26 protein-coding genes and 1 pseudogene are annotated in these 25,139 nt (G+C 56.9%); 23 read left to right on the top strand and 4 right to left on the bottom strand.

The window, feature by feature from the left end; translation table 11 throughout:
• Nucleotides 1–347, top strand: a pseudogene (locus F591_RS32325) (hypothetical protein); the annotation flags it as partial.
• A 414-nt stretch (nt 348–761) separates the two neighbouring features.
• On the opposite strand, the gene F591_RS0115605 reads toward F591_RS32325, so the two are convergent.
• Both F591_RS0115605 and F591_RS0115600 read right to left on the bottom strand, forming a co-directional pair.
• Complete coding sequence (locus tag F591_RS0115605; protein WP_019535557.1) at nt 762–2,174, bottom strand: sensor histidine kinase; 1,413 nt, start codon at nt 2,172–2,174, stop codon at nt 762–764.
• Nucleotides 2,175–2,176: 2 nt separating this feature from the next.
• Nucleotides 2,177–2,884 (bottom strand): response regulator transcription factor, encoded by a 708-nt coding sequence (locus F591_RS0115600; RefSeq protein ID WP_019535556.1) that lies wholly within the window; start codon nt 2,882–2,884, stop codon nt 2,177–2,179.
• Between the two features lie 168 nt (nt 2,885–3,052).
• Here F591_RS0115600 and F591_RS0115595 point away from each other — a divergent pair, with 168 nt between their 5' ends.
• The 4 genes from F591_RS0115595 (at nt 3,053) to F591_RS0115580 (ending at nt 5,934) form a co-directional block, all read left to right on the top strand.
• Nucleotides 3,053–3,967 (top strand): ABC transporter ATP-binding protein, encoded by a 915-nt coding sequence (locus tag F591_RS0115595; RefSeq protein ID WP_019535555.1) that lies wholly within the window; start codon nt 3,053–3,055, stop codon nt 3,965–3,967.
• On the top strand, nt 3,967–4,716 hold the full coding sequence (locus tag F591_RS0115590) for an ABC transporter permease (protein ID WP_019535554.1): 750 nt from the start codon (nt 3,967–3,969) through the stop codon (nt 4,714–4,716). Before F591_RS0115595 ends, F591_RS0115590 begins: the two co-directional genes overlap by 1 nt.
• A gap of 71 nt (nt 4,717–4,787) precedes the next feature.
• Nucleotides 4,788–5,519, top strand: coding sequence for an ABC transporter permease (locus F591_RS0115585; RefSeq protein WP_019535553.1), 732 nt, complete (start codon nt 4,788–4,790; stop codon nt 5,517–5,519).
• Between the two features lie 46 nt (nt 5,520–5,565).
• Nucleotides 5,566–5,934, top strand: a complete 369-nt coding sequence (locus F591_RS0115580) for a YxeA family protein (RefSeq protein WP_019535552.1) — start codon at nt 5,566–5,568, stop codon at nt 5,932–5,934.
• A 188-nt stretch (nt 5,935–6,122) separates the two neighbouring features.
• Here the strand turns inward: F591_RS0115580 and F591_RS0115575 are convergent, their stop codons facing one another.
• The gene (locus F591_RS0115575) at nt 6,123–7,886 is read right to left on the bottom strand and encodes a SulP family inorganic anion transporter (protein WP_019535551.1); all 1,764 of its coding nucleotides are present in this window, start codon (nt 7,884–7,886) and stop codon (nt 6,123–6,125) included.
• Between the two features lie 165 nt (nt 7,887–8,051).
• A complete protein-coding gene (locus tag F591_RS0115570; protein ID WP_019535550.1) occupies nt 8,052–8,381 on the bottom strand; it encodes an ArsR/SmtB family transcription factor in 330 nt (109 codons plus the stop codon).
• Between the two features lie 242 nt (nt 8,382–8,623).
• On the opposite strand from F591_RS0115570, the gene F591_RS0115565 reads away from it, so the two are divergent.
• From F591_RS0115565 to F591_RS0115480, 18 genes are all read left to right on the top strand, one after another.
• A complete protein-coding gene (locus tag F591_RS0115565) occupies nt 8,624–10,612 on the top strand; it encodes a right-handed parallel beta-helix repeat-containing protein (protein ID WP_019535549.1) in 1,989 nt (662 codons plus the stop codon).
• A gap of 38 nt (nt 10,613–10,650) precedes the next feature.
• On the top strand, nt 10,651–11,118 hold the full coding sequence (locus tag F591_RS0115560) for a hypothetical protein (protein ID WP_019535548.1): 468 nt from the start codon (nt 10,651–10,653) through the stop codon (nt 11,116–11,118).
• A gap of 139 nt (nt 11,119–11,257) precedes the next feature.
• Entirely contained in the window at nt 11,258–11,446 is a 189-nt protein-coding gene (locus F591_RS32320; protein ID WP_211217591.1) for a hypothetical protein, read from the top strand.
• A gap of 37 nt (nt 11,447–11,483) precedes the next feature.
• On the top strand, nt 11,484–11,831 hold the full coding sequence (locus tag F591_RS0115550; protein ID WP_019535546.1) for a hypothetical protein: 348 nt from the start codon (nt 11,484–11,486) through the stop codon (nt 11,829–11,831).
• Between the two features lie 527 nt (nt 11,832–12,358).
• Nucleotides 12,359–12,823 (top strand): AraC family transcriptional regulator, encoded by a 465-nt coding sequence (locus F591_RS0115545; RefSeq protein WP_019535545.1) that lies wholly within the window; start codon nt 12,359–12,361, stop codon nt 12,821–12,823.
• A gap of 244 nt (nt 12,824–13,067) precedes the next feature.
• A complete protein-coding gene (locus F591_RS0115540) occupies nt 13,068–14,078 on the top strand; it encodes a glycoside hydrolase family 43 protein (protein WP_019535544.1) in 1,011 nt (336 codons plus the stop codon).
• A 158-nt stretch (nt 14,079–14,236) separates the two neighbouring features.
• On the top strand, nt 14,237–14,596 hold the full coding sequence (locus F591_RS0115535; protein ID WP_019535543.1) for a hypothetical protein: 360 nt from the start codon (nt 14,237–14,239) through the stop codon (nt 14,594–14,596).
• A gap of 5 nt (nt 14,597–14,601) precedes the next feature.
• Nucleotides 14,602–15,420 (top strand): DUF2262 domain-containing protein, encoded by an 819-nt coding sequence (locus F591_RS0115530; protein WP_019535542.1) that lies wholly within the window; start codon nt 14,602–14,604, stop codon nt 15,418–15,420.
• A gap of 215 nt (nt 15,421–15,635) precedes the next feature.
• On the top strand, nt 15,636–16,418 hold the full coding sequence (locus F591_RS0115525; RefSeq protein WP_019535541.1) for an alpha/beta fold hydrolase: 783 nt from the start codon (nt 15,636–15,638) through the stop codon (nt 16,416–16,418).
• A gap of 462 nt (nt 16,419–16,880) precedes the next feature.
• Nucleotides 16,881–18,005, top strand: a complete 1,125-nt coding sequence (locus tag F591_RS0115520; RefSeq protein ID WP_019535540.1) for a phosphate/phosphite/phosphonate ABC transporter substrate-binding protein — start codon at nt 16,881–16,883, stop codon at nt 18,003–18,005.
• 38 nt (nt 18,006–18,043) lie between these two features.
• The gene (gene phnC, locus F591_RS0115515; RefSeq protein ID WP_019535539.1) at nt 18,044–18,823 is read left to right on the top strand and encodes a phosphonate ABC transporter ATP-binding protein; all 780 of its coding nucleotides are present in this window, start codon (nt 18,044–18,046) and stop codon (nt 18,821–18,823) included.
• Complete coding sequence (phnE, locus tag F591_RS0115510) at nt 18,816–19,631, top strand: phosphonate ABC transporter, permease protein PhnE (RefSeq protein ID WP_019535538.1); 816 nt, start codon at nt 18,816–18,818, stop codon at nt 19,629–19,631. The genes phnC and phnE (F591_RS0115510) overlap by 8 nt, the downstream gene beginning before the upstream one ends.
• 16 nt (nt 19,632–19,647) lie before the next feature.
• A complete protein-coding gene (gene phnE / locus F591_RS0115505; RefSeq protein ID WP_019535537.1) occupies nt 19,648–20,454 on the top strand; it encodes a phosphonate ABC transporter, permease protein PhnE in 807 nt (268 codons plus the stop codon).
• A gap of 368 nt (nt 20,455–20,822) precedes the next feature.
• The gene (locus F591_RS31510) at nt 20,823–20,960 is read left to right on the top strand and encodes a hypothetical protein (RefSeq protein ID WP_019535536.1); all 138 of its coding nucleotides are present in this window, start codon (nt 20,823–20,825) and stop codon (nt 20,958–20,960) included.
• Between the two features lie 346 nt (nt 20,961–21,306).
• The gene (locus tag F591_RS32890) at nt 21,307–22,005 is read left to right on the top strand and encodes a radical SAM family protein (RefSeq protein WP_019535535.1); all 699 of its coding nucleotides are present in this window, start codon (nt 21,307–21,309) and stop codon (nt 22,003–22,005) included.
• An 84-nt stretch (nt 22,006–22,089) separates the two neighbouring features.
• Nucleotides 22,090–22,863, top strand: coding sequence for an ABC transporter ATP-binding protein (locus F591_RS0115490; RefSeq protein ID WP_019535534.1), 774 nt, complete (start codon nt 22,090–22,092; stop codon nt 22,861–22,863).
• A 29-nt stretch (nt 22,864–22,892) separates the two neighbouring features.
• Nucleotides 22,893–23,747: an ABC transporter permease gene (locus tag F591_RS0115485; RefSeq protein ID WP_019535533.1), complete on the top strand. Its 855-nt coding sequence runs from the start codon at nt 22,893–22,895 to the stop codon at nt 23,745–23,747.
• A 19-nt stretch (nt 23,748–23,766) separates the two neighbouring features.
• On the top strand, nt 23,767–25,125 hold the full coding sequence (locus tag F591_RS0115480; protein ID WP_019535532.1) for an LLM class flavin-dependent oxidoreductase: 1,359 nt from the start codon (nt 23,767–23,769) through the stop codon (nt 25,123–25,125).
• The last annotated feature ends 14 nt before the right edge of the window (nt 25,126–25,139 follow it).

Here is a 25,139-nt window from a genome sequence, read left to right as displayed (position 1 = left end):
ACATCGAATTGTTCTTCAAATGGATGAAGCAATATTTGCGTTTGGCTAAACTGTACAGCAACAAGCCTTGTGCCGTATGGAATCAGATTTACATGACACTGATCGCTCACGCATTGTGTGTTCTCGTAAAGCTCCAAACGGGGACGGAGCATGGGCTGTGCAAAGTGTTGAAAAGGATGCGTCAGTATATGGACAAGAGTTGGGAAAAGCTGCTTGGCTCTTTGTTCCGGAAACCGACGAAAACTTCAAAAGGCCGTCAGAAGAAGCCGAAGCGAGGACGCCCAAGGAAACACCCTAAGAAGTACGTGGCGCAGAAATTGGTTTTGGCAAACGAATTCAACCAATAAAAAGGATATTGTAAATAAATGGTAACCCCCCTCGCTCTATGGAGCCGCCACTTTTTAGCCTATTCGCCGGAAAATTAAACTGGGAAAATAAGTTTCTGTTTGTCCAAAAAGTAATTTACCCATTTAAATCCAAATGATGTCAACTTCTTTGCAAAGCTAGTGTGAAATCCGCCTAAAATTATGCACATTGTACAACATTCTCTCAAGAAAACGGCTGGAGTCCCCGATTTTGTTGTACAAAATACATCATTCGCGACGCAATGCTTCCAAATGAAACAATAGGGGGCCTAGAAGAAAAGAAATCAGCTGCTTCGGATTCCATCCAGTTTCGTCGACGTAACCGGGAAGCTTTAAGCTCAAGCTAAACGCTGGAAGCAGCGAGCCGCCCCCGCTTCACGGGGGCCGGCTCGGAGTTTATGTTTTTTTGGCAGGGGGAGATATCGCCGCCCCGGCGGTAGGGAGCTCGAGCTCCGCCTGCATTCCTTGGGCGATGCCGCTGGTCAGCCGCAGCGCGCCGCCATGCGCCTTGGCGATGCGGGCTACCATCGGCAGCCCGAGGCCGCGGCCGCTCGCCGCGGGACGCCGCCGCTTCCCGGCGTACGGCAGCTCCAGCAGGTCGGGCAGCTCGCCGCTGGCGATGCCTTTGCCGTCGTCGGCCACAATGAGGGAGCACGTGCCGCGCTCCGGCGACTCGCTCGTCTTAAGCCAAATCCGGCATCCTTGCGGATTGTGGTCGATGCTGTTGTGCAGCAGATTGAGCACGGCGCGCAGCAGCAGCTTCTCGTCTCCGGTCACGGCGAGCTTCTCGCTTGGAATCTCCAGTTCCACCGCGAACCGATCGTCCAGCCCGTTGTTCAGCACATCCGACGCCACCCTGCGCGCCAGCGCCGCGAGCCGGATCGGCTTGACGTCGAGCGGCTGCATCTCGTACTCCAGCATCGATACGAGATTCAGATCGCTTACGAGCGAGCGGAGCTTCTCCCCCTGCTGCCGGATAATGCCGGCCTTGCGCCTCTGCTCGGGGGACAGCTCTTCGCTGTCCTCCAGCTCGCTGGCATAGCCGAGCACCATCGAGAGCGGAGTGCGAATGTCGTGGGAGATGCCGGCGATCCAGTTGGAGCGCGCCTCGTCCCGCTTCTTGAGCGCTTCGTTCTTCTTCTGCAGCAGTGAGGAGATGGCGTTGATGCTTTGTGCGAGCGGAGCGAGCACGCCCCGCGGTTCGACCTCCACATGCCGATCGTTCGGCAGCGCATGAATGCCGCGGATCAGCGGGCGTAGCGAGCGAATGAGCAGGGCGCCGATCGCGATCGACAGCAGAAGCGCCAGCGCAAGATTGCCGATCGCGAGTCCGGCCAAGCGAGAGGGCAGGCCTCTTACCCATTCAGTCGAAAAACTCAAAGTGTATTTGGCGAAGCTGGTCTTGGGATAACCGACGACGACCAGCCCGTTCCGGTGCTCCCAGATGAATACGGGATAATCCATGAAATAATGGCGCGACAGCTTCGCGACGTCGGTCAGCGAGTAGGCGCGGGGCAGCTCGTCCGGCAGCGCATAGCTCCAGACCGCCGTCCCGCTTGCGTCAAGAAGCATCGCCCAGGCGCCGCTTTGCGCCAGCCGCCGCTCCGCCTCCTCGCCGAGCGCGTACCCGCCGTCCCCCGCGGCCAGTCCTTCCGCCGTCTGCCGGACTGTATCGATCGGGGCTTGATCGCTGCCCATCCCCTTGAATACCCATGCGCCGAGCAGTACGAAATTGATGACGAGCAGCGAGACGGAGATCATGATGGTAGTGCCGACGAACCGTCTTAATATCGGCATCGCTCCGTCCATGGTCATTCCTCCTTCGCCAGCTTGTAGCCAAGCCCTCTGACCGTCAGCAAATAGCGGGGAGTCGAGGGCTCCGCCTCGATCTTCTCCCGGATGCGGCGAATATGCACCATGAGCGTATTTTCATAGCCGTCATCATCGTCTCCCCATACCGCCTGGCACAGCGCGTCGCTTGTGACGATGCGTCCCCGATTCTCATATAGCTTGAGCAGGAGCGCCAGCTCTTTGGCCGTCAGCGGCTGCTCGCCGCCCGGGCCGCGCACGGCGGCGCTGCCCAGATCGACCGTATAGTCGCCGATTCGAAAAACCGGGAGCCGTTCTTCCGTCTGCGGCGCGTACACCCGGCGCAAAACGGCAGACAGCCGAAGGACCAGCTCCCGCGGCAGAAACGGCTTGACGATATAATCGTCCGCGCCCAGCCCGAGCCCGAGCAGCCGGTCTTCATCCTCGCCTCTCGCCGACAGGAACAGAACCGGCATCGGCGATATACGCCGAATCGACGATAAGAGAGCAAACCCGTCTCCATCCGGCAGCATGACGTCCAGTATGGCGATGTCCGGCTTCTGCGACCGGCACAGAGCGAGCGCTTCCTGACAGTTCGCCGCATGATAGATGCGGGTGAACCCGTCCTTGCGCAAAAAATCGTCGATCATTTGCCGAATTTCCGGCTCGTCGTCCACGAGCAAAATTTTTTTCCATTTCCAATCGTTCATTTCGCGGCCACCCTTTCTTTCTTCTATTATACTAGGACGAATTTGCTGTGGGCCACGCTTCAAGACGGATTTAAGATTGGCGTAAGGTTCGCTTCAGCCTGGCGTTGGATTGGGCTGTCATACTTGGTTCGAAACATGATGCGTCCATGCAGACGGGAGTGAACAAGCTTGAATGCCATTATTTCCACACACAGCTTATCCAAACGATACGGCGACGTTTACCGGGTCAATCAGGTCAATCTGACCGTGTACGAAGGCGAAATTTACGGTTTTCTCGGGCCGAACGGGGCGGGCAAGTCCACTACGCTGAAAATGCTGCTCGGCCTCGCGCAGCCGACGTCCGGCCGGATCGTCGTCTTCGGCCAAGATTTGCGCAAACACCGCCGTTCTATTCTGGCTCGGACGGGCTCGCTCATCGAATCGCCTTCCGCTTACCAGCATTTGACCGGCCTTGAAAATATGCGGGTCATGCAGCGGCTGCGCGGCGTGCCGGAAGCCAATGTGATGGAGGCGCTGCGGATTGTCCGCCTTGAAAATCAAAAGGACAAAAAAGTCGCTCAATATTCGCTTGGCATGAAGCAGCGGCTCGGCATCGCCATGGCGCTGATGTCGTTCCCGCCATTGCTCGTGCTCGACGAGCCGACGAACGGTCTCGATCCGGCGGGCATCGGCGAAATTCGCGAGCTGATCCGTTCCTTGCCGCAGCGGTACGGCATGACCGTGCTGCTGTCGAGCCATTTGCTGTCGGAGATCGAGCAGGTGGCGACATCGGTCGGCATTATCAGCGACGGGCAGCTTGTTTTTCAGGGGAGTCTGGATGAGCTGAAAGGCCGGAGCCGATCCCATATTGCCCTGCGCACGCAGGACAACGAAGCGGCCGCGCGGCTGCTCGGCGCGAACGGCATGACGCCGCAGGTCGGCGGCGACGGTTATTTGACGCTCCGGGACGGGGACGACGCGCAGGTCGCGCGCTGCAATCGGACGCTCGTCGCCGCTGGGATCGATGTCCTTCGCATCGAGGAGCGCAGGCGCAGTCTGGAGAGCATCTTCCTGGAGCTGACGGGGAAGGAGAGCAGTCTGTAATGAATGCGCTGTGGCTTGAATTATACAAACTGCGCCGCAAACGTCTGGCGCTGATGATCGCGCTGTTTCTGGCTGTCGAGCTCGCTTGGGCATATATGTCGCTGAGCATGTCCATAGCCCGCAATCCGGATAACGCCGGGTGGCCTGCCGCGCTGCTGCTGGTCGCTTCGATGAACAGACTGTTTTTGCCGATTTTGTCGGCCGTGATCGTCTCGCGCATCTGCGATATGGAGCACAAGGGCCAAACCTGGAAGCTGCTGATGGCCGCCTCTGTCAGACGGAGCCGCATTTACGCCGCCAAATACGCCGCCGCGTGTCTGCTCCTGGCATCGGCTGTCGCGCTGCAGACGGCAGGCATTGCGGCAATCGGTCTGGCGAGCGGATTCCGCGAGGCGGTGCCGCTCATGCTGCTGATCCGGCTCGCCGCCGGGACGCTGCTCACTACGGCAGCGGTCGTCGCGCTGCAGCAATGGGTGTCGCTTGCCGTCAAAAACCAGGCGTTCAGTCTGGCGCTCGGCATGCTCGGCAGCTTCGTCGGCTTGACGGCGATGTTGTTCCCGGCTCCGGTGCGTCTATGGTTCATCTGGTCTTATTATATGGACTTAAGTCCCGTGACTTACGGCTACGCAAGCGGAGCGCTCAGCTATGCGCATAACGAATTCGGCTTCCAGCTTCCGCTTTTGGCGCTCGCGATGGGGGCGGCGGCCTATATTGCCGGATGCGTTCACGTCTCCAGGCAGGAGATATGACGGCAAGCGGCGCGTAAGGCCATGTCGGCGATGCACGCTGCCGCTTTATTTTTCCAAACAGGAGGTTTCCTATGCTCATAAGATGCATCGGGGCGGAATGGCTCAAGCTGCGCCGCTCCCGCCTATGGCTCATCCTCGTTTCGCTGCCGGCCTTCAGCATGATGATCGGCTGCGCGAACTTCGCGAACAACCTCGGCGTTTTGCAGAACGAATGGTACAGTCTATGGACGCAGGTCAGCCTGTTTTACGGGGAATTTTTCCTGCCGATCCTGATCGCGATTTGCTGCGCGTATTTATGCAGACTCGAGCATTTGAACAAAAACTGGCATCTGCTGCTGACCGCCCCTGTGCCGGTCGCTTATACGTTCATTGCCAAGCTAACGATAACGGCTGTGCTGCTCGGCTTCGTGCAAGGGATGTTCGCGCTGCTCTTCATTGGCGCGGGTGTTGCCTTCGGATTCGGGTACGAGCCGCCTGCCGAGCTTGCCGGCTGGATCGTTCGCGGCTGGTTCGCGGCCGTCGCCATCGGGGCCGTCCAGCTCTTGCTCTCCATGCGGATGCAAAGCTTCGCGGCGCCGATCGGCATCGGCTTGTGCGCCGTATTTGTCGGATTCGGCTTGTATGTGGCGAAGCTCGGCCTGCTTTTTCCGCATTCGCTGCTGACGCTCGGGATGGGCGTTCTCGACCAGCAGGCATTGCCGGCCGCCAAGCTCGGCCTATTTTATGCGATGACCAGCGCGTACATTATCCTCGTCTCGGCGCTCGCCATCCGGCGGCTGCGAACGGCCGATGCGGCGGCTTAACATAACCGTTAGTGAAATGTCTATTAACAGAAGGGAGTCAACACTCATGCGAAAAGCGACAAAAATAATGCTGATTGCCGGCCTGCTGGCCGCGGTCGCCATCGGATGCATTTTTGTATTATTCAGTCCGGAACGGCTGACGCCGGAAAACCCTAAAGGCAAGACGATCTATTATACCGTGGTCGACGACGATAAAGCCCAAAGCGGCGAGAACAACCGGTATACTTATACGTTGGAATGCGTGGATGGCAAGGGGAAAAAGAAAACCGTCACGTTCAGCGCCGGCAAACGGTTGAAGGACGGCGCTTATCTGATGCTGTACGAGGCTCCGCTGCGCGGCGTGACGTTTTGGCAGGAGGTGCAGCACAGCGATCTTCCCGACAAAGTCAAAGCCGCGTATCCTGCCGCGGGCTGAGCAGCTTGCTCGGGCGGGCTGGACGGAAACCCGCAGCAAGGGGCAAACTTTGCGGTTAAGGCCGGGGATGTTCCCGCGCGAAAAGGCCGAGATGCGAAAGAGCATCTCGGCCTTTTGCGTATATGGGGACTGCAAAGTCGGCAGAGGGAAGAACAATGTCACACGGCGGCCCTGGCTGAAACATTTGTTCAACTTATATAGATTCTTGACGGCTCTCGCTTTACGGGAGCAGCCGTATCGCCCGCCGATAGCTTGAATGCCGCGCATTCTCGAAAAGCCGCATGGCGGCAGCCCAGGCATTGCTTGCGGTCCAATCGGGCCAAAGCGCATTCGATCGCATCGCCGGTATGCTCATAGAACCGGTCGGCTCCGATTCGCTCGTACAGCCCTGTCCGCTTCAATACCTCCAGGGGCTGCGGCTGAATGCCCGAGATAAGCACCGTTCCGCCGTGCTTCTGAAAATCGTTCACGAGGCTGGTCAGATTGGCCTCGCCCGTCGTGTCGATGAACGGCACTTTGCCCATGCGCAGAAGCAGCACCTTGGGCCGCTGATGAATCGCGTCCAGGATCGACTGCTCGAACAAGGTCGCCGCCCCGAAGAAGAGCGGGCCTTCGATCGTATAAATCCCGATTTGCGGACAATCGTGGCCCCGGGCGACCATATGCTCCTTCACCTTGGCATGCTTGGCCGCCGGATCGGGCAGCACCTTCGCGACCTTCAAGCCATCGCTCATCCGTTTGACGAACAGGACGACGGCCAATAATAACCCGGCTTCGACGGCAATCGTCAAGTCGGTAAATACGGTGAGCAGGAAGGTGATCAGCAGGACGAGCGAATCGCCCGTTTTCGTCCGCAAGACATGGAGGAACTGCTTTCTTTCGCTCATATTCCAGGCGACCATCATCAGGATGGGAGCCATGCTGGCCAGCGGAATTTCCGAGGCGAACGGCGCGAACAGCAGCAGCACCGCCAGCACGACGAGCCCGTGAATGACGCCGGACAGCGGCGAGACCGCCCCGCTCTTAATATTGGTCGCCGTCCGGGCGATCGCGCCCGTCGCCGGTATACCGCCAAATAGCGGGGTCACGATATTGGCGATGCCTTGGCCGATCAGCTCGCGGTTGCTTCGGTGACGGCTGCCCGTCATGCCGTCGGCAACGACCGCCGACAGCAGCGATTCGATGCCGCCAAGCATGGCAATCACCAGAGCCGGGCGGATCAGGTGCTGAATGCGTTCCCAGGTGATCTCGGGAAAATGCAGCTGCGGCAGCGCGCTCGGAATCGCCCCGAACGCCGAGCCGATCGTCGCCACCTGCCCCTTGAAGAAGACGGCCGCCACGATGCTCGATACGATCAGCCCGATCAGGGCCCCCGGCACCTTCTTCATCATTTTGGGAGTCAGGACGATCACCGCCCAGCAGATCGCCGCCGTGATGACGCTGTATATATTCGTCGAAGGCAGATGCGACGCGATTTCCTTCATATTCGGCCAAAACCGCTCATGCTTCTCCACGTCCGCAAGGCCCAGAAAGTTAGGAATCTGCCCGGTAAAAATAATGACGGCGATGCCTGCGGTAAAGCCGATGGTGACGGGGCGGGGGATATACTTGATCAGCGAGCCGAGCTTAAGGAGCCCCATCAGCACGAGCAGAATGCCGGCCATGAGTCCGGCGATCAGCAAATTTTCGTAGCCGTATTGAAGGACGATCGCGAACAGGATCGGAATAAACGCTCCTGTCGGCCCGCCGATCTGATATTTCGAGCCGCCGAGCAAGGAAATCAGAATGCCGGCAATGATCGTCGTATAAAGGCCGTATTCGGGCCGGACGCCGGACGCAATAGCAAACGCCATTCCCAGGGGAATGGCGATAATGCCTACAATGAGGCCGGATACGAGATCTTTGCGAATATCGGAAGCGCGGTATCCCGCGAATCTTCCCGTCCATTTCATCGGACATACCTTCTTTTCTTCATATATTTGATTATTTGAATATATAGGAGATGGTACTCCCGCCGCTTGGCAATGTCAAACGCGAATAACCGGCCTGCAGCCGGCGTGAACAGAAAAAAACAAGGTCATCCTTGATTTTGCTCGCGGATACCCTTGTTTTTTCGGTTAAGGTTCGTTGCGAATCACTTCCAGCAAGGAAATGGCGTCGACAAGATGATTGTCGAAGATTTGCCTGGCGATGGCCAGCAGATCCTTAATGAGCGGATCGCGCAGCGAATAAATGACCGAGGTGCCGTCCTTGACGCCCGTGACCACATTTTTGCTGCGCAGCACCGCCAGCTGCTGAGACACGGCCGAGCCTTCCGAGCCCAGGATGCTCTGGATTTCGTTCACGTTCTTATCGCCCTCGCACAGCACCTCCAAAATGCGAATCCGCATCGGATGCGCCAGCGCCTTAAAAAAATCGGCCTTAAACTGCTGAATATTTTGATTCATCTTGTCCGCTCCCTCAAATGGTTAAAGCTTGATAAATATATAATAACACAACCGGCCTGACCCCATCGAATCGTATATCATCGTATATATAAGGAAGACGTCGATATTTCAGGCAGATACGAGGGGCTGCTTCGCCGCTTTTTCGCGGATCGCCCTGATGAAAATTTGCAGAAAAGCTTCAGCGATCAGCGCAAGTTTCCGATATATGCTATATGTTGGATTTCAAGGAGATGATTAGAAAGGTGAAAGACAAGCATCAGCTGGAAGATACGCCAATGCCGTCATCCATGTCCCGGAGAAAGTTCATCTCGTATTTGGGGGCAGTCGGCATGAGCGCTGCCGCGGGCACAACGCTGTCGGCAGGGGCGGTTCTGGGCAGCCCGCTGCGCGAGCCGTCGGTTACGGGGAACGTCTACGGGTTAGAAGCCAATCCGGCTGCCGCGGGAACGGCCGGGGCATCGACCTGCTACGTGATCGATCCGGCGGAATGGGGCATTTCGACCGACGGCACCCATGCGGCGCAGACGACGGACGGCCTTAATGCCGCGATCGCCTACGCCAAAAGCGCTGGATATGCCGAAGCGTTTATTCCCAAAGGCCTCTATTTGATCCGTGCCGTCGGGACAAGCTCACGCAACCCGGAGAAAGGCGGGGGCATTACGGTTCCTTCCCGTTTCAGGCTGACGCTGGACGCGGAGGCGGAACTGAAGGTACAGCCGAACAATGCGATCGGCTATTCCTGCATTTATTTGCGCGAAGTGCAGGACGTCACCATCTCGGGCGGCATCATTACCGGGGACCTCGATCAGCACGATTTCTCGGCGCATCCCGGCTCTACGCAGGAGTGGGGATTCGGCATTTATGTGCATGGCGGCAAGAACGTGACGATCGAAAATGTAAAAATCAGCAAGTGCACCGGCGACTGCATCTATGTCGGCTCTGTCGGCATGATCGGCGTCGGGGACAAATACGCGCCTCCGGAGATGGTGTATATCCGGCGCTGTTTCCTTGACGGGGCGCGGCGGAACAATATCTCGATTACGGCTGGAGAAGGCGTGTTCGTGGAGTATAATGAGATTACGAATGCGGGGACGGTCAAAGGTACCCGCCCGCAATCGGGGATTGACATCGAAGGATATGGCGAAGGCAGTATCGACTACGAGGTGCCGAAAGAAATTACGGTCAGGAACAATGTGTTCCGCGGCAATTATTTGACATCGGTGCTCAATTTTAACGGCTACGGAGTCATCATCGAAGGCAACCATTCCGACAATACATTGTCTTACGGCAACGGAATGGATACCGCCATTATCGGCAACGTGCTCGTTCGTTCGGACAGCAGCAATATTGCCATTGCAGGGCAGAAAGTATCGAACGGCAAGGACGGAAACAACGTGACCATTGCCGGCAATGTGATCAAGGGCTTCAGCAGCGGCATCGACGCCCGCGGGAAGGACGTCGTCGTTACGGGCAATACGCTCTCCCACCTCGGGAACGTCGGCATTGGCGTTTGGGAAGCGGAAAATGTGCTGGTGTCGGATAATGCCGTTCAGCGCGCTGCAGCGGCGGCGTACAATGTGGACAGCAGCAAGGACGTTCTGCTGATGAACAACAAGGCCTACAAGGCGGGCTCGTATGGAATGCAGGTGAACAAATCGACCGGCGTCGTGCTGCGCGGCAATACAGTCACGCAATCCAGCGCAGGCATCCGCATCACGAACATGGCGGCCGAGGGAGGCGACTGTGAGGTCACGGCGGAAGGGAATATGATCGATTTGAGCGGCTTCGAGGGCCAGCAGTCGTACGCCATCAACATTGGCAGCAAATGCGAGGCGACGATTCAATCGAACACGATCCGCGGCGTGAAAAATGTCGCTATTTATGGGGAAAACCGTCTCGGCCACAAGGTGAAAATCATAAACAACGACATTCCGGACGCTACCGGCGCGACAGCTTCGATCCAGCTTGTCGGCGAGCATCGCTTCGAGGTCGTAGGCAACCGCATCACCTTCAACCGGACGTCCGGCGGAGGTTACGGCATTCTGCTCCAGAGAGCGAAGAACTCCCTGGTGGCGCAAAATACGATTTACTCCAATTCCAACTACTCCTTGAGCGCTGCGATCAGCACGGAAGCGGCGACCGAATCGCAGGTGATCCACAATTTGGCGATCAAAGGAAGCATTCGGCTGAACGCTTCGGATACGGACATCGGGAATACGATCGTGCCGTAATTCATGATCAACATTAACCGAAACGGCAGGTGCTTGATATGATCGGACCCTTATGGCTGCGCGGAGCCCTTGTCGCGAAATTTCAGGAGCATTTGCAGCAGGTGCCGTATGCTCATGTCGTTTGCGAGGGGAGAAGCCTGCTTTCGAACGAAAGCAGGCTTTTCTCCGCAAGCGAGGCTCAAGCGATCGTCAATCGCTTTGTGCAATCGAATTTCCCTATCGTTTGCTTTGCCGGCAGCAAAAGCCGCGTTCCTTTCTTCGACTACCATATTGCAGTAAACTACGGGAATCCGAAGCACGAGCTTGCCGTATGCGAGTTGCTGGCGCGCGAGCCGGTGCAGGACAATGCCGTGAAAGCGGTCCTGATGGCCTTTTATAGGCTGGTTAACGAAAAATACGGCGCGGACAGGCTGCATGTTCCATTCCGGCTGGCGGATGCTGCGGACGGGGAGATAGGCATGGAAGCTTCCGGCGACGGCATGACGATTTTATACAGAAAAAAATAAATGGCCCGTTTAGTCAAGGGACGCTGCATGGCGAATGATGAATGCAAGTAGTCGCTTGCATTGTTCGCTGCGCGCGGGCTCCTGGCGCGGTTTGCGCCTGGCGGCGGTCAACCACATAGATGCGAGGGGAATGATGAGCGTGCGTACGGCGACGGGCGACAAAATATGGCTGGTTGCCGTCGACCTGATGGCGGAAAAGGGCTGCGACGGCACGACGACGAAGGAAATCGCCCAGGCTGGCCCTCGGCGGCGCGCTCGCCCCCGCCATCTCGGCGCTTACCTCAAAATTTTCAAAAGGGCGTTTGTCACTGGCGTTAGAGAGAGATAGGGTGACTCATGACTCGCTTGTTATAATAGGAGAATGTATGCCGACGGTAGAGGAGGAGAGGCGCTTGTCCGTCGCCGCGATAATTCTTGAACCTGAAAACCGCTCGTTTTATGTGCCTGTCGCAACGGAGGCGTTCTTTCGGAAATGCTGGATTCCAGCTATCCGCCAGCTGAACTTGGCCATCGTTTCATTGTTTGACCCTGGCGTCGATTTGCGCAAGGACGATTTTCCCCTGCTCTGCGAGGAGCTGGACCGAATAAAGACTTGGGCCGACAAACAGCTTACCGAGGAAGAGCACGCCCATATATGCTCGCGAATCGATGGACTGATCGCCAGGCTGAAGGAAGCCTTCGCCGAAGAAGGGGTTGTCATCTTTATCGGATAGTGGAGGGACGATGAATAGAAAATATTCGCCGCTGCCAGAGTGCCCGAATGAGGAAACCGATGCGTTCCTGCAGAGAGAAGCTCCGAACGAATGGGCCTGTTATCTTTATCGGTCGGGCAGTTCCATCCTCATTGGTAAACGGCGCAAGATCTATGCGCGAAATTGTCGGAGCACCCCGATCCCAGAGTACGTGCCAACGCTGTCCTGGACCTCGCCTATATCGCCAGAACGAAGCGAAAGCTGGAAAAGCATATCGTGAAGCCGATTGTGCTGAGAGCATTGAAACAGAATTAGCAGTTGACTTCACGTTAGCGTTCGAACTTCGCATTGCCCCCCGAACTCCGCGTTAACGCTGCCCCTCCCCAGGAACCCCCATGCACATGAAGTGACAAATCCTGCGAAAAATGCAATATTTTGTGCTTTAAGGCTATGCCTGATGATGAATGAAAAAAAGTTAATGATTATTATTTTATAACATGTTACATTCGGAATGGATCAACGATTACTAGAGAAAGGAACATGAAACGATGGAAATGACAATCGAAACGCTGCCCCAATACCGCATAGCTTATGTGCGGCAAGTCGGTCCATACGGTCCCGCGAATATTCAGGCCATGGAGAAGCTAAAAGGATGGGCCAGAAGCAAAAATTTGCTCACTGAATCGGCCATCCTATTCGGAATTCCACAGGATAACCCGGAAACTACGCCGCCTGAAACATGCAGGTACGATGCGTGCATCGTCATTTCGCAAGATGTTGTGCTTGACGATGCAATCAGCGAAGGGATGATGTCAGGGGGAGAATATGCTGTTTTCAAGGTGAAGCATACGGCAGAAGACGTGCAGAAAGCATGGGCAGATTGTTTTCCGGCTTTGCAACGCAAGGGATATCAGATGGACAAGAGGCCTGTGATGGAAAGATACGTTGGCGAGTTGGTAAAAAATCATTTGTGCGAAATATGCGTACCTGTTAGACCGTTGCCGTCGTTATAGCGCTCAAGCCAATCTGCTGACGCCTTTCATAAAGGACACATCCGCCTGTTGCCGGGGGATGTGTCATCTATACATATTCAATAATTACAAATAATATTGAGTTCCTCTATAGAGACTGAAAGCGCATTAATTCTATAATAAATGTGTGTTCATCGGCTTGATTGACATCACGGTTGGGCGAAAGCCTGAAGCGGGCCGGGCCGAGCGGGCTCATGAAATTCGGAATAAAAAGGAGAAATCGGATATGACGAAAATCGCCAAGCCTAACGAGCCTTTAGTCACACATATGTATACGGCAGACCCGTCCGCCCATGTATTTGACGGGAAAATTTACATCTATCCTTCGCACGACCTGGATCATGACGGACCTTCCAACGATAACGGCGATCAATATATCATGGAAGATTATCATGTTCTGTCCATGGACCATATTCATGCTCCCTGCATCGATCACGGCGAAGCGCTGCATCTGAGAGATATTCCGTGGGCGAGCAAGCAGTTGTGGGCTCCGGATGCCGCTTATAAAAACGATACTTACTATTTGTATTTCCCGGCGAAGGATAAGGAAGGGATTTTCAGACTGGGCGTAGCGACCAGCTCCAGGCCTTACGGCCCTTTTGCGGCTCAGGAGCATTATATTCCCGGAAGCTTCAGCATCGACCCTGCCGTATTCATCGACGACGATAACAAGGCGTACATTTATTTTGGCGGTCTGTGGGGAGGGCAGCTGGAGAAATGGCAGACGGGGACGTACGACCCGAATGCGGAAGGGCCTGCGCCGCATGAGCCGGCGCTCGGACCGAGAGTGGCTGAATTATCCGATGATATGCTCACTTTCAAAGAAACGCCTCAGGAAGTTTCGATTGTGGGCGAAGATGGCAGACCGATCCTTGCTTCCGAAGAGGATAAGCGCTTTTTTGAAGGCCCGTGGCTTCATAAATATAACGGCTATTACTATCTTTCCTACTCGACCGGCACGACGCACTGCCTGGTTTATGCGATCAGCGAGCATCCCAAAGGCCCGTTTGTGTTCAAAGGCACGATCCTGACCCCCGTCATCGGCTGGACTACGCATCATTCGATCGTTCAGGTGGAGGATAAATGGTATTTGTTTTATCATGACAGCTCCTTATCGGGAGGCGTTAACCACAAGCGCTGCATCAAATATACCGAGCTGACCTATAACAGCGACGGGACGATTCAAACGATTGACCCTTATAAACAGGATGAAGTCATGCAGTCGATCAAGAGATGATGCCGGCTATTCCAGGCTAAAATGCTTTATCCAAGGTCTTGTACAGGATATAATGGAAACGGGCTGAGCGATAGGCAATGCTCGTTGCAGCCTCTGCTGAAGGCAAAGCAGAGGTTTTTTTGCTTTGACCTTTGGCCGGGAAGGAGGAGAGAGTCGGAGTGGAAAGGAAGTTTTGGTTTTATATCGAAAAGGAATTAAGCGACGTCGTCGCGAAGCTGCAACCGATCCTGCCATTCGATGAATCGGATCGCGATTACGAGGATACGTGGGAATGGTACGAAACGGGTGCTGCCGATACGGTGGACAGCGGCTGTTATGCCAATTTGTCGCGGGAGCATGACTGGGAACAAGGCTGTTACGACTGCCCGGTCATTCTGATCGTACGCCATCCGGAGATGGACATAGAAGCGGTCGGCTCTTGGCTGGCGGAGCGGTTAGGCGTAACCGTGCATTATGGCGAGGTTCATATTGACCATCGGACCGGTTATCAATTCCGAACGATATTATCCTGGGGGTAAGCAGCATGGGAAAAGCCGATGAAATCCAGGCATTTGAAAGCCGCTTCGCGGATGAAGTGGTAGAAATTGCGGCGGTTACCGGACCAGCCGGGATCGGCGCGGGAAGAGCGGGCAGCAGCGCCCTGTGGACGGTTTTCATCCCGCTAATCGCGTGGAAAGAGCTGGGCGGCGGCGGTTCTGCCGTTCAGGAAGCGCTGCGGCTGCAATGGGTCGCCGACGATAAAGAATGGCAGAAGACGAGGAATATTTTGGCAGCGAATACGGTTGTACGTCTTGAGGTGCGCAGAGGAGTGCAGCACAAGGAAATGATGCTGGTCAAGGTAGTGGACGCGGCCTATCGGGACGACGAAATGGAAAGGATTTTGCAGGAAGCGCTGCAGCCGGTGTATTACGAGGACGAGCTATTGGGAACCTTTGAGCTGAACAAGACGGTCAAAACGTTCGAGAAGGATATCGTCTGGGGCGATCAGGAAGGCACGCTCTATTTTGACTGGGATGAAGACGAAGGGAAAATGAAGGCTTCTCTGGAGACGGCATACGAGCTTATTCGGAATCAGACGGAGTGGGATGCGCGAATGCGGGCGTACGCTGCGGAGAAGCTGGTCGAGCTGGCCAACGAGTGGCTGCCGGACGATGATGAAGCCGGGATCGACGAGATCACCGAGGAAATGTTCGTTAAGCTGATGGCATTTAGCAGCATCAGCGTAAATCCCGAGGGAGATTTTGAAGTGTATTTCGACGACGGCGATCTATTCGGGGGACACGCGATTATCGTGAGCGGACATACGAACGGCACGTTCAAATCGGCGCAAATCGCCGGATAAGCCGCATGGCATCGGGCAGCCGTATCATCAGCCCGGCTTGGCGGGCGCAGCATGCGGCAAGAGAAGCGAATCGTTCGCCTCTGCCTTACGTATTTCTGCCTTGACGACTGGAATCAGGAAAAGCGAATGAACACAGAGACAAGGCTAGGTATTCACCCATGCCGGCCTAAGTGAGTATGCTGTTTGTAAGATACTTCGCAAGGCAGGTGATCGGTGTGGGATACCGTGTGCAAGTGGAGCAGGGCGTTCATTTGTATGTGGAGGATGTCAATCCGAGGGGCAGCAAAACGATCGTTTTTTTGCACGGCTGGCCGCTCAGCCATACACAGTTTGAGTACCAGTTCGATGTTCTTGCGGCCAAGGGATACCGCTGCATTGGCATCGATTGGAGGGGGTTTGGCCAATCGGATAAGCCGATCGACGGCTATCGTTATGACCGGTTGGCGGACGATGTGCGCGCCGTCGTCGCTGCGCTGCAGCTGCGCGATTTTACGCTCGTCGGCCACTCTACGGGCGGATCGATCGCTATTCGCTATGTTTCCCGTCACAGCGGTTACGGCGTTACGAAGCTCGTGCTGATCGCCGCCGCCGCTCCTGTCGGTTTTACAGCGGAAACAGCGAATCATTTTATTCATGAAGCGCTTAACGACCGTCCTAAAATGATGAGGGAAGTGACGGAGAGCTTTTTCTTTCAATATATCAGCCCTCCGTTCTCGGATTGGTTTTTCCAAATGGGGCTGCAGGCGGCTGGCTGGTCAACTGCGGCCATTGCCGCGATGTTAAGGGATGAGAAGCTGGATGCGGATCTGCCCAAAATCGCCGTGCCTACATTAATCGTTCACGGCATTCACGATCAAGTGATTCCGTTCTCCCAAGCGCAGGAGCTGAATCGGCAAATCAGAAATTCCATGCTCGTTCCGTTTCATTACAGCGGCCACGGCCTGTTCTTGGAAGAACGCGGAAAGTTTAACGAGCTGTTGAGGCAATTTGTCGGATAGCCCCGATGACAAGCAGATTCTTCGCGCGTGCCGTGATCGATGGGAATGGGCATTCCGCTTACGAAGCTGCGAAGGGCGGTATGTCGAGGCGCCAGGGGCAGGGGATTGGAGAAAAGTGGATATCCGTTGCGGCGAATCATCATACCAAGCGATCGTTTCAGCCGGGCGAGCAGTCGCTCCCGGCTGTTTTTTTATCGCTACAGAAAGTTAAACTTCGCGAAAGGGTTAAGGCGGAGTGCGACTTTCTGTACCAAGAAAAACAACCGCTAAGCCGCGGTCGCTCATCCTTGCATAGGCATCGATAAACGTTTTTCCTATGCAATTTTTTTACATCCCGAAAACAATCTATTAACTTTGAGATAATATAGGAGATTTATGATGAGGAGGTAATTCGGCATCTGACTGCCAATTGCGACAGGTGGCGACCGATGACGAAGGAATGACTCGTCGCCATTTTATCAAATGGGAGTGGGGGATGTGCAAGTGAAGAAGATCCAATCGCTGTTCATGATCGCTTTCGCGCTTGTTATCGCGTTCGTTGCAGGCTGCGGAACCGGCGGCAATGCCGCTTCGAGCGGCGGCTCGCCGTCCGGGACGTCGGAAGCGGGCAACGCGCCTCAGACGCAGGCGGCTCCGGAGAAGAAGGAAATCCAAACCTTGCGCGTCAGCTTCGTGCCCTCGAAGGACCCGGACGAAATTATTACGAAGACGGCGCCGCTCAAAGAGCTGCTCATCAAGCAGCTGGGCTCGCAGGGCTACCAGGTCGGCAATGTCGAGATCAGCGTCGGCACGACGTACGAGGCGGTCGGCGAAGCGCTGGGCGCAGGCACGGCGGATATCGGCCTCATTCCCGGCGGCACCTATGCGCTCTACAGCAACGAAGCGGACGTCATTCTGACCGCCACCCGCAAAGCGCTGTCCATCGATTCGGATCATCCGAAGGACTGGAACGACAACAAGCCGACCCAAGGCGTGGACGACAAGCAGGCGACCTACTACCGTGCCTTGCTCATCGCAGGCCCTTCGGCCAAAGGCCAGGAGCTCGCCAGGAAAGTCAACGAAGGCCAGGAGCTGACCTGGGAAGATTTGAACAGCGCCAACTGGGCGGTCATGTCGTCCTCTTCGCCTGCCGGCTACATTTATCCGTCGTTGTGGCTGCAGGATAAGTACGGCAAAGGCTTGACCGATCTGGCTCACGTCTCCCAGTCCGACTCCTACGGCAGCTCGTTCGCCCGGCTGGCGGCAGGGCAGGTCGACATCGTCGTCGCTTTCGCCGATGCGAGAAGAGACAACGAAGCGAACTGGACGGCCAAATACGGCCGGAAGGCATCCATCTGGGACGAAACGAACGTCATCGGCGTGACGCAGCCGATCTACAACGATACGGTCAGCGTCAGCAAGAACAGTGCCGTCATGACGGACGAGCTGAAGAAGGCGCTGCAGGAAGCGTTCATCGCGATAGCCAAGACCGAAGAGGGCAAGGGCGTGATCGCGATTTATTCCCACGAAGGGTACCAGGTCGCCCAAGCCTCCGATTACGACGGCGAGCGCAAAGCGCAGGAGCTGCTTCGCAGCTTGAAAAAATAACCGACGATGCCAAGGCGAAAAGAGATGAGTGAGCGGATATGATCCAGTTTATTCAGGCGTCCAAAACGTACGCGGGCGGCACGACCGCCCTGCGCAACGTCAATCTGACGATCAAGCAGGGCGAATTCGTGGCGGTCATCGGTCTGTCGGGGGCCGGCAAATCGACGCTGATTCGCTGCATTAACCGCATGCACGAGCTGACGGAGGGCAAGCTGCTCGTCGATAACGTCGACATCGCCAAGCTGAAAGGAAAGCAGATTCGCCAATTCCGCAGAAGAATCGGCATGATCTTCCAATCGTTCAACCTGGTTACCCGGACGACCGTCATCAACAATGTGCTGGTGTCGTTCGTGCCCGAGCTTCCGATGTGGCGCAAGCTGACCGGCATGTTTACGCGAGAACAGAAAATAAAAGCGCTCGAGGCGCTCGACAAGGTCGGCATTCTCGACAAGGCGTATACCCGCGTGGACCAGCTGTCCGGGGGCCAGCAGCAGCGCGTCGCCTTGGCGAGGACGCTGGCCCAGCAGCCCGACATTATTTTGGCCGACGAGCCGATCGCCTCCCTCGATCCCGTAACGGCGCGAGCCGTGATGGACGATTTCAGGAACATCAACAAGCAGATGAACATTTCGGTCATCATGAACATTCACCATGTGGACATTGCATTGGAATATGCGGACCGCATTCTCGGAGTTCGCAAAGGAGAGATTGTCTTTGACGGCCCGTCCTCGCAGGTGACAGCCGAGATGCTTCGGCATATTTACGGCGGCGAGTGGGAAGCGGAGAGCTCCTGGGAAGCGAGTGCGGCCTATGCTTGACAGGCTGTTTCCGCCAAAGCGAATCGCGCTGCCGAACGGCAAGGCCGTTATGGAGAAAAGAAGCCGGATACCGCTCATTGGTGCGGGACTCGCGCTTTGTACGATCGCATCCGTCTATTTTACGGATTTCCGGCTGCAAACGTTGATCGGCCGAATCGATCAGTTCTGGGTCATCGTTTCCGATATGCTGCCGCCGGATTGGAGCAGCCTGGGACAGCTGTGGCCGCCGCTGCTCGACACCGTCAAGATGTCCTTGCTCGGCTCGATTGCCGGAGCGCTGCTTGCTCTCCCGGCTGCGGTCATGGCCGCCTCCAATATCGTCCGCAGCAAGCCGGTTGCGGCGGCCGGCAAAGCGGCGCTCAGCCTGCTGAGAACGCTGCCTACGCTCGTCACGGCCTTGATCGCGACGTTCGTCTTCGGACTCGGCCCGCTGGCGGGCACCGCCGCGATCATGCTGTTTACGTTGTCGTATGTCGGGAAACTGCTCTGCGAGCAGATCGAGAACGCCGACATGGGGCCCTTCGAAGCGATGGAATCGCTCGGCATGACCCGCATGCAGGCGTTTCGCTTTGCGGTGCTGCCGCAGGTGCTGCCCGGCTACATATCGACATCGCTGTTTTGTTTTGAAGGAAATGTCCGTTATGCGGCCATTCTCGGTTATGTGGGAGCAGGGGGCATCGGCCTGCTGATCAACGAAAATCTGGCATGGCGCGATTACCCCCGCGTCGGCATGATCATCGTGGCCCTCATCGTCACCGTCTATCTCATTGAAACGGTCAGCGAGCATTTCCGAAAAAAGCTCATTTAAAGGAGAAGCGCGACCTATGACACCGCTCGAAAAGCAGCTTCTCGCTGCGCCTCGCCGCCATCGCTACATCCTGACGGTTGCGGCGATCGTTCTTCTTCTTGCGATATGGTCGTTCACCGCCTTCGACTTGAAGGACATCGACCCCAGCGGACTGACGATTGCGTGGACGATCTTCCAGGGCATTATTCGTCCGGATACCGGGCTGCTGCTGGGCTTCTCCGAGCAAAGCGTCGGGTATTTGCTGCTGGAGACGCTGGCCATCGCCTTTCTGGGCACGCTCGTCGGGGCTGTATTGGCCGTGCCGCTAGCCTTCCTGGCGGCATCGAACATCGTGCCGAAGCCTGTGGCCTGGCTGACCCGGCTCGCGTTGATCGTCATCCGCACCGTGCCTGCCCTCGTGTACGGTCTGATGCTGATCCGCGTCACGGGGCCGGGGCCGTTCGCCGGCGTGCTGACGATCGGCCTGACGTCGATCGGGATGCTGGCGAAGCTGTACGTCGATGCGATCGAGGAGCTGGACACCCGCGTGCTGGAGTCGATGACGTCCATCGGCTGCAGCACGCTGGAGAACATCCGCTACGGCATCGTTCCCCAGCTGTCGGCCGTGTTTTTGTCGATCATCATTTATCGTTTCGACATGAACATGCGCGAGGCTTCGATTCTCGGTCTGGTAGCGGCCGGGGGGATCGGAGCGCCGCTGATTTTCGCCATGCGAAGCTACAAATGGGAGCAGGTCGGAGCTATTCTGATCGGCATGGTGATCCTTATTCTGCTCATCGAGATTGTTTCGAGCAAGTTGCGCATGAAGCTGATCCGGGGCTGAGAAAAATATCGCCCATTATGCCGATCGCTGGCATCTGGCCTCCTGTCGGCTCATTCCTTCCTTCTCGGCGAACCTGGTGCTGACGTGCGAGTCTGCGTGTTTTGGCAGCGCGGTGCTCAAGATCGGCAAGCCGGGTTCCCAAGCGCTGATCTGCGAATGGAACGCTTTGCGCGAAGATGACGGCAGGCGGTTTTGCCGCGTTTTCGACGCGACCTTTAAAGATGGGATTGCAAGAAGTGAAGCGGGTATGGTAAATGTACCCGGAAGGAGGATCTGCCTTGTCGCTCATTCATGGTTCAAGGGGCCAGCTTGCTGTACGCCTATGCATTAGGGCGCGGTTCAATTGCCTGCGGGCCTGGAACACGGCGATGGGACGACGGGTCGAACCGCTTCATTTCATTGATGTCATATCCCGCATGCAGATCGAGGAGCTGCTGCCGGAGCAAGCGCAGGCGATGCCTAATGCGGAGCATGACCGCGAATTTTGCAGGAAGATCGCGGCCTAGGGCCGTTCAGCTTTGACGCTTGTTCGGAATCGCCGCATACGGCGGTTCAAGCTTAAATCATACCATTCCAGGAGGATGAAAAACGATGCTGCTAGACACGAATGCGATTGCTGTAGATGATCAAGTGAACCGGTCCATCGTCACAGATACGGTTCAATCCCATACGAAAAGACTGCCGGAGCTTTACCCATCTATCGATCGATGCACGTAGCGATCCGGGCGAATCCGGGCATCAGCGGAGGATTCGCCCGGCAAGCGACTTACGTGCTATCGGACATAGTTGGTGAATGCACGCGCTTCGGGCGCCGGCGCTTGCAGCGCGGTTCTCCGGCTTAAAGGAGAATCCATGAAACCAACATCGAAATATATAACGATCCGCCGCCTGCTGGCGGACATGAATCAGCCTGCATACCGTTACCGACAAATCGCGGAGGCGATCTTCAAGCATCGCATCTCCGAGTTCGAGCGCATGACGATGCTGCCCATGGCCGTGCGCGAAGCCTTGATCGAGACGCTTGGCCGCCGCGTCTGCAGCGTAACGCCGGTATTGGAAAAAGCGTCGCGGCAGGTCAGCAAGGTGCTGTTTGCCGCTGCGGACGGCGAGCGCGTGGAAGCCGTTCGCTTGAGCTACCGCGGCGGGTGGGCGTCGTACTGCGTCTCCACCCAGTGCGGCTGCGGCTTCGGGTGCCGCTTCTGCGCGACGGGCACGATTGGCCTGAAGCGGAATTTGACCGCCGAGGAATCCGCGTCACCGTCCGCACCCAGTTCGGGTCGGACATCCAGGCGGCCTGCGGCCAGCTGTACGGGAGAGAATAGACGGCGTGAGCAGGACGGCGGGTTTGCTGCGAAAGAGCGGCAGACCCGTCTTCGCTGTTGCGATGCATGGCCTGGGCCGAGCAGCCGGCTGCGAGGCTTACGGCACTTAAAATCATTTTGGGCAAAACGGAAAAACCGGTTGACACCATCACCGGAGTTGACATATACTTTCAGCAATATATCCGATAAAACCAATAGGAATTATAAGTGGCATTTGTCCACCGGATAACCGGAGACTTTTCTTGACCGACCTTACGCGTCGGCGACGAAAAGTCTCTTTTCTTTTACAGTCCATGAAAGGAGATGAAGTACCATGAACGCCATTTTGCAGATCGATCATCTGAACAAAACGTTCGACACGCCGCAGGGCAGGATGCAGGCGCTGCGCAGCATTAAGCTGAATGTGCGGCGCGGCGAGTTCGTGACGATCATCGGGCCGAGCGGCTGCGGCAAGAGCACCTTGCTCAAAATTATCGCCGGGCTGGACACGGACCATGACGGCCAGGTGCTGCTGGATAACGAACAGGTCACGAAGCCGAGCATCGACAAAGGCTTCGTCTTCCAGGAGCATCGGCTGTTTCCGTGGCTTACCGTGGAGAGGAACATCGCCGTCGATTGGCCCTTGCGGGACCCGGACGTTCGCCGCAAGGTGGACGAGATGATCGCCATCGTCCGGCTGAAGGGCTTCGAGAAGGCGTATCCGCGGGAGCTGTCAGGCGGCATGTCGCAGCGGGTGGCGATCGCCCGCGCGCTGCTGCGCAAGCCGAAGGTGATGCTGCTCGACGAGCCGTTCGGCGCGCTCGACGCTTTCACCCGCAGCCATATGCAGGAGGTGTTGCTTGACATTTGGCAGCAAAATCAGACGACGATGATCCTCGTTACGCACGATATCGACGAGGCCGTGTTCCTGGCTAACCGGGTCGTCATTATGGACGCCAGGCCGGGCACGATTCGCAACATGGTGCCGGTCGATCTGCCGTATCCGCGCAAAAAATCGAGCAGCTCGTTCCAGGAGCTGCGCAGGATTGTTTTGTCGGAATTCGAGCGGGTCGAAGAGCTGGAGCTGATGGACAGCTCCGGCATCTGAATCATTGGAGAAGAAAGAGGTGACGCGCAATGAGCGTTAGCACAACTAAGCCGCTGCTCTCTCCCGCGCCGGGAGAAGAGAGCCGGGCGGCAGCTCAAGCGACAGCGAAGCAGCCCCGGAAGGAACGCTGGGCGGTCCTGTGGAGGGGGGCGGCGCTTCCGGTTACGGTGCTTGCGGCGTGGCAGCTGGCCGCCATGCTGGGGCTGATCTCCCCGACGCTGCTGCCCGCCCCCAGCGCCATCGCCTCCGCCGCATGGGAGCTGGCGGTTTCCGGCGAGCTGTTCGAACATATGCATATCAGCGTCTATCGGGCCGTCGTCGGCTTTGCGCTGGGCGGGGGATTGGGGCTAGTGTTCGGAGTCTTGTCGGGCTTGTTCCGAAGCTTCGAGCAATCGGTCGATCCGACGGTCCAAATGTTCCGCATGGTGCCGCATCTGGCGATTACGCCGCTGTTCATATTATGGTTCGGCTTCGGGGAGCTGTCGAAATTTTTGCTTATTGCCAAAGGGGCGTTTTTTCCGCTATATGTCAATACGTTTCTCGGCATACGCAATGCCGACTCGAAGCTGTTCGACGTCGCCCGCATTCTGGAGCTCAGCCGCTGGAAGCAGATTACGCTGCTGGTCATTCCGGCCGCACTGCCCAATGTGCTGCTTGGACTTCGGCTTTCGCTCGGCGTCGCCTGGCTCGGGCTTGTCGTCGCCGAGCTGATGGGCTCCAGCGAAGGCATCGGCTACCTCATCATGGATGCCAGACAATTTACGCAGACGTCGATCGTCTTTGTCGGCATTATCATTTTCGCCATCGTAGGGAAGGCGGCCGACTCTTTCGTTCGCTATTTGGAAAAAACGCTGTTGAAATGGCGCGACACATACAGCGGATAACGCGGAGTCAGGAGGGAAAATGATCATGAACGCTCTTCGCCAGATGCATTTGAATTTATTCGTCCAGCCGTTCGGCCACCATGAAGCCGCCTGGCGCCATCCGGATACGGACGTGAACGGGCTGCTGGATTTTTCGTTCTTCCGGCGGCTGGCGCACAAAGCGGAGGCCGCCAAGCTGGATTCGCTGTTTTTTGCCGACAGGCTCTCCACCTCGCGCGACGCCGTTCGTTACGGCGCAAGCGGCGGCTACGAGCCGCTGACGCTGCTGACGGCGCTCGCTGTCGTCACGAAGCGGATCGGGCTGATCGGGACGGTCTCGACGAGCTTTAACGAGCCGTTCAATCTGGCCAGACGCTTCGCTTCTCTGGATCATCTGAGCGGAGGGCGCGCCGGCTGGAATATCATTACGTCGGGGACGGACGCGGAAGCGAGGAACTTTAACCTGGAGCATATTCCCGAGCATGCGGCAAGGTACGAACGGGCCCGCGAATTTGTGGATGCGGCGATCAAGCTTTGGGACAGCTGGGAGGACGGGGCGCTCGTCCGCGATAAAGGGAAGGGCATTTACGCAGACAGCGACAAGGTTCACGAATGCAATCACCGGGGGCCGCATTTTGCCATCAAAGGGCCGCTCAACGTATCGCGTTCCCCGCAAGGCCGGCCTCTGCTCGTACAGGCGGGCTCCTCGGAGAACGGGAAGGAGTTTGCCGCCGAATTCGCGGAAGCTATCTTCACCGCCCAACAGACGTTCGAGGAAGCGCGCTCCTTTTACGCCGACCTGAAGAGAAGAGCTGCGGCAAGGGGCCGCCGTCCGGAGCATATTCTCATCTTGCCGGGACTCTGCCCGATTATCGGCCGTACGGAGGAAGAGGCCAGACAGAAGGAAGAAGAGCTGGCCGAGTTGCTCAATCCGGAATACAGCCTGATCATGCTGTCCCAGCGCGTCGGCTTCGACCTGACCGGCTGCAAGCTGGACGAACCGCTGCCTCCGCTGCCGGTCGGCGAGGTCAGGGGGCATCGAAGCCGCACCGAGCTGATCGTGGAGCTTGCCCGGAGGGAGCGGCTTACGGTAAGGCAGCTGCTCCACAGGCTGGCCGGGGGCCGGGGGCATCGGACGGTTACGGGAACGCCGGAGCACATCGCCGACATGATGGAGCATTGGTTCCGAAGCGGCGCAGCCGACGGCTTCAACATTATGCCGCAGCTTACGGCCGGCGGCCTCGACGACTTCCTGGAGCTCGTCGTGCCCGAGCTAAAGCGCAGAGGCTTGTTCCGGACGGAGTATTCCGGCACGACGCTGCGGGAGCATTACGGGCTGCCGCAGCCGGAGAACGTATTCGCCGCGGGCCGCGCGGACCGGCAGCGCAGCTCCGTCTAGCCGGAGCGTTGGCA

The organism is Paenibacillus ginsengihumi DSM 21568 (assembly GCF_000380965.1).
Taxonomy (GTDB): Bacteria; Bacillota; Bacilli; order Paenibacillales; family NBRC-103111; genus Paenibacillus_G; species Paenibacillus_G ginsengihumi.
Note: the sequence above shows the minus strand (reverse complement) of the source record. Positions and strands in the feature narration are given on the sequence as shown.

Bases quoted from the DNA above. Each gene is read 5' to 3' on its own strand.
- F591_RS31510 (WP_019535536.1), top strand. From the start codon at position 20,823: ATGGGACGACGGGTCGAACCGCTTCATTTCATTGATGTCATATCCCGC.
- F591_RS0115585 (WP_019535553.1), top strand. From the start codon at position 4,788: ATGCTCATAAGATGCATCGGGGCGGAATGGCTCAAGCTGCGCCGCTCC.
- F591_RS0115575 (WP_019535551.1), bottom strand. From the start codon at position 7,886: ATGAAATGGACGGGAAGATTCGCGGGATACCGCGCTTCCGATATTCGC.
- F591_RS0115530 (WP_019535542.1), top strand. From the start codon at position 14,602: ATGGGAAAAGCCGATGAAATCCAGGCATTTGAAAGCCGCTTCGCGGAT.
- F591_RS0115490 (WP_019535534.1), top strand. From the start codon at position 22,090: ATGAACGCCATTTTGCAGATCGATCATCTGAACAAAACGTTCGACACG.
- F591_RS0115480 (WP_019535532.1), top strand. From the start codon at position 23,767: ATGATCATGAACGCTCTTCGCCAGATGCATTTGAATTTATTCGTCCAG.
- F591_RS0115485 (WP_019535533.1), top strand. From the start codon at position 22,893: ATGAGCGTTAGCACAACTAAGCCGCTGCTCTCTCCCGCGCCGGGAGAA.
- F591_RS0115560 (WP_019535548.1), top strand. From the start codon at position 10,651: ATGATCGGACCCTTATGGCTGCGCGGAGCCCTTGTCGCGAAATTTCAG.
- phnE (WP_019535538.1), top strand. From the start codon at position 18,816: ATGCTTGACAGGCTGTTTCCGCCAAAGCGAATCGCGCTGCCGAACGGC.
- F591_RS0115540 (WP_019535544.1), top strand. From the start codon at position 13,068: ATGACGAAAATCGCCAAGCCTAACGAGCCTTTAGTCACACATATGTAT.
- phnC (WP_019535539.1), top strand. From the start codon at position 18,044: ATGATCCAGTTTATTCAGGCGTCCAAAACGTACGCGGGCGGCACGACC.
- F591_RS0115605 (WP_019535557.1), bottom strand. From the start codon at position 2,174: ATGGACGGAGCGATGCCGATATTAAGACGGTTCGTCGGCACTACCATC.
- F591_RS0115580 (WP_019535552.1), top strand. From the start codon at position 5,566: ATGCGAAAAGCGACAAAAATAATGCTGATTGCCGGCCTGCTGGCCGCG.
- F591_RS0115520 (WP_019535540.1), top strand. From the start codon at position 16,881: ATGGGAGTGGGGGATGTGCAAGTGAAGAAGATCCAATCGCTGTTCATG.
- F591_RS0115550 (WP_019535546.1), top strand. From the start codon at position 11,484: ATGCCGACGGTAGAGGAGGAGAGGCGCTTGTCCGTCGCCGCGATAATT.
- F591_RS0115570 (WP_019535550.1), bottom strand. From the start codon at position 8,381: ATGAATCAAAATATTCAGCAGTTTAAGGCCGATTTTTTTAAGGCGCTG.
- phnE (WP_019535537.1), top strand. From the start codon at position 19,648: ATGACACCGCTCGAAAAGCAGCTTCTCGCTGCGCCTCGCCGCCATCGC.
- F591_RS32890 (WP_019535535.1), top strand. From the start codon at position 21,307: ATGAAACCAACATCGAAATATATAACGATCCGCCGCCTGCTGGCGGAC.
- F591_RS0115600 (WP_019535556.1), bottom strand. From the start codon at position 2,884: ATGAACGATTGGAAATGGAAAAAAATTTTGCTCGTGGACGACGAGCCG.
- F591_RS0115545 (WP_019535545.1), top strand. From the start codon at position 12,359: ATGGAAATGACAATCGAAACGCTGCCCCAATACCGCATAGCTTATGTG.
- F591_RS0115590 (WP_019535554.1), top strand. From the start codon at position 3,967: ATGAATGCGCTGTGGCTTGAATTATACAAACTGCGCCGCAAACGTCTG.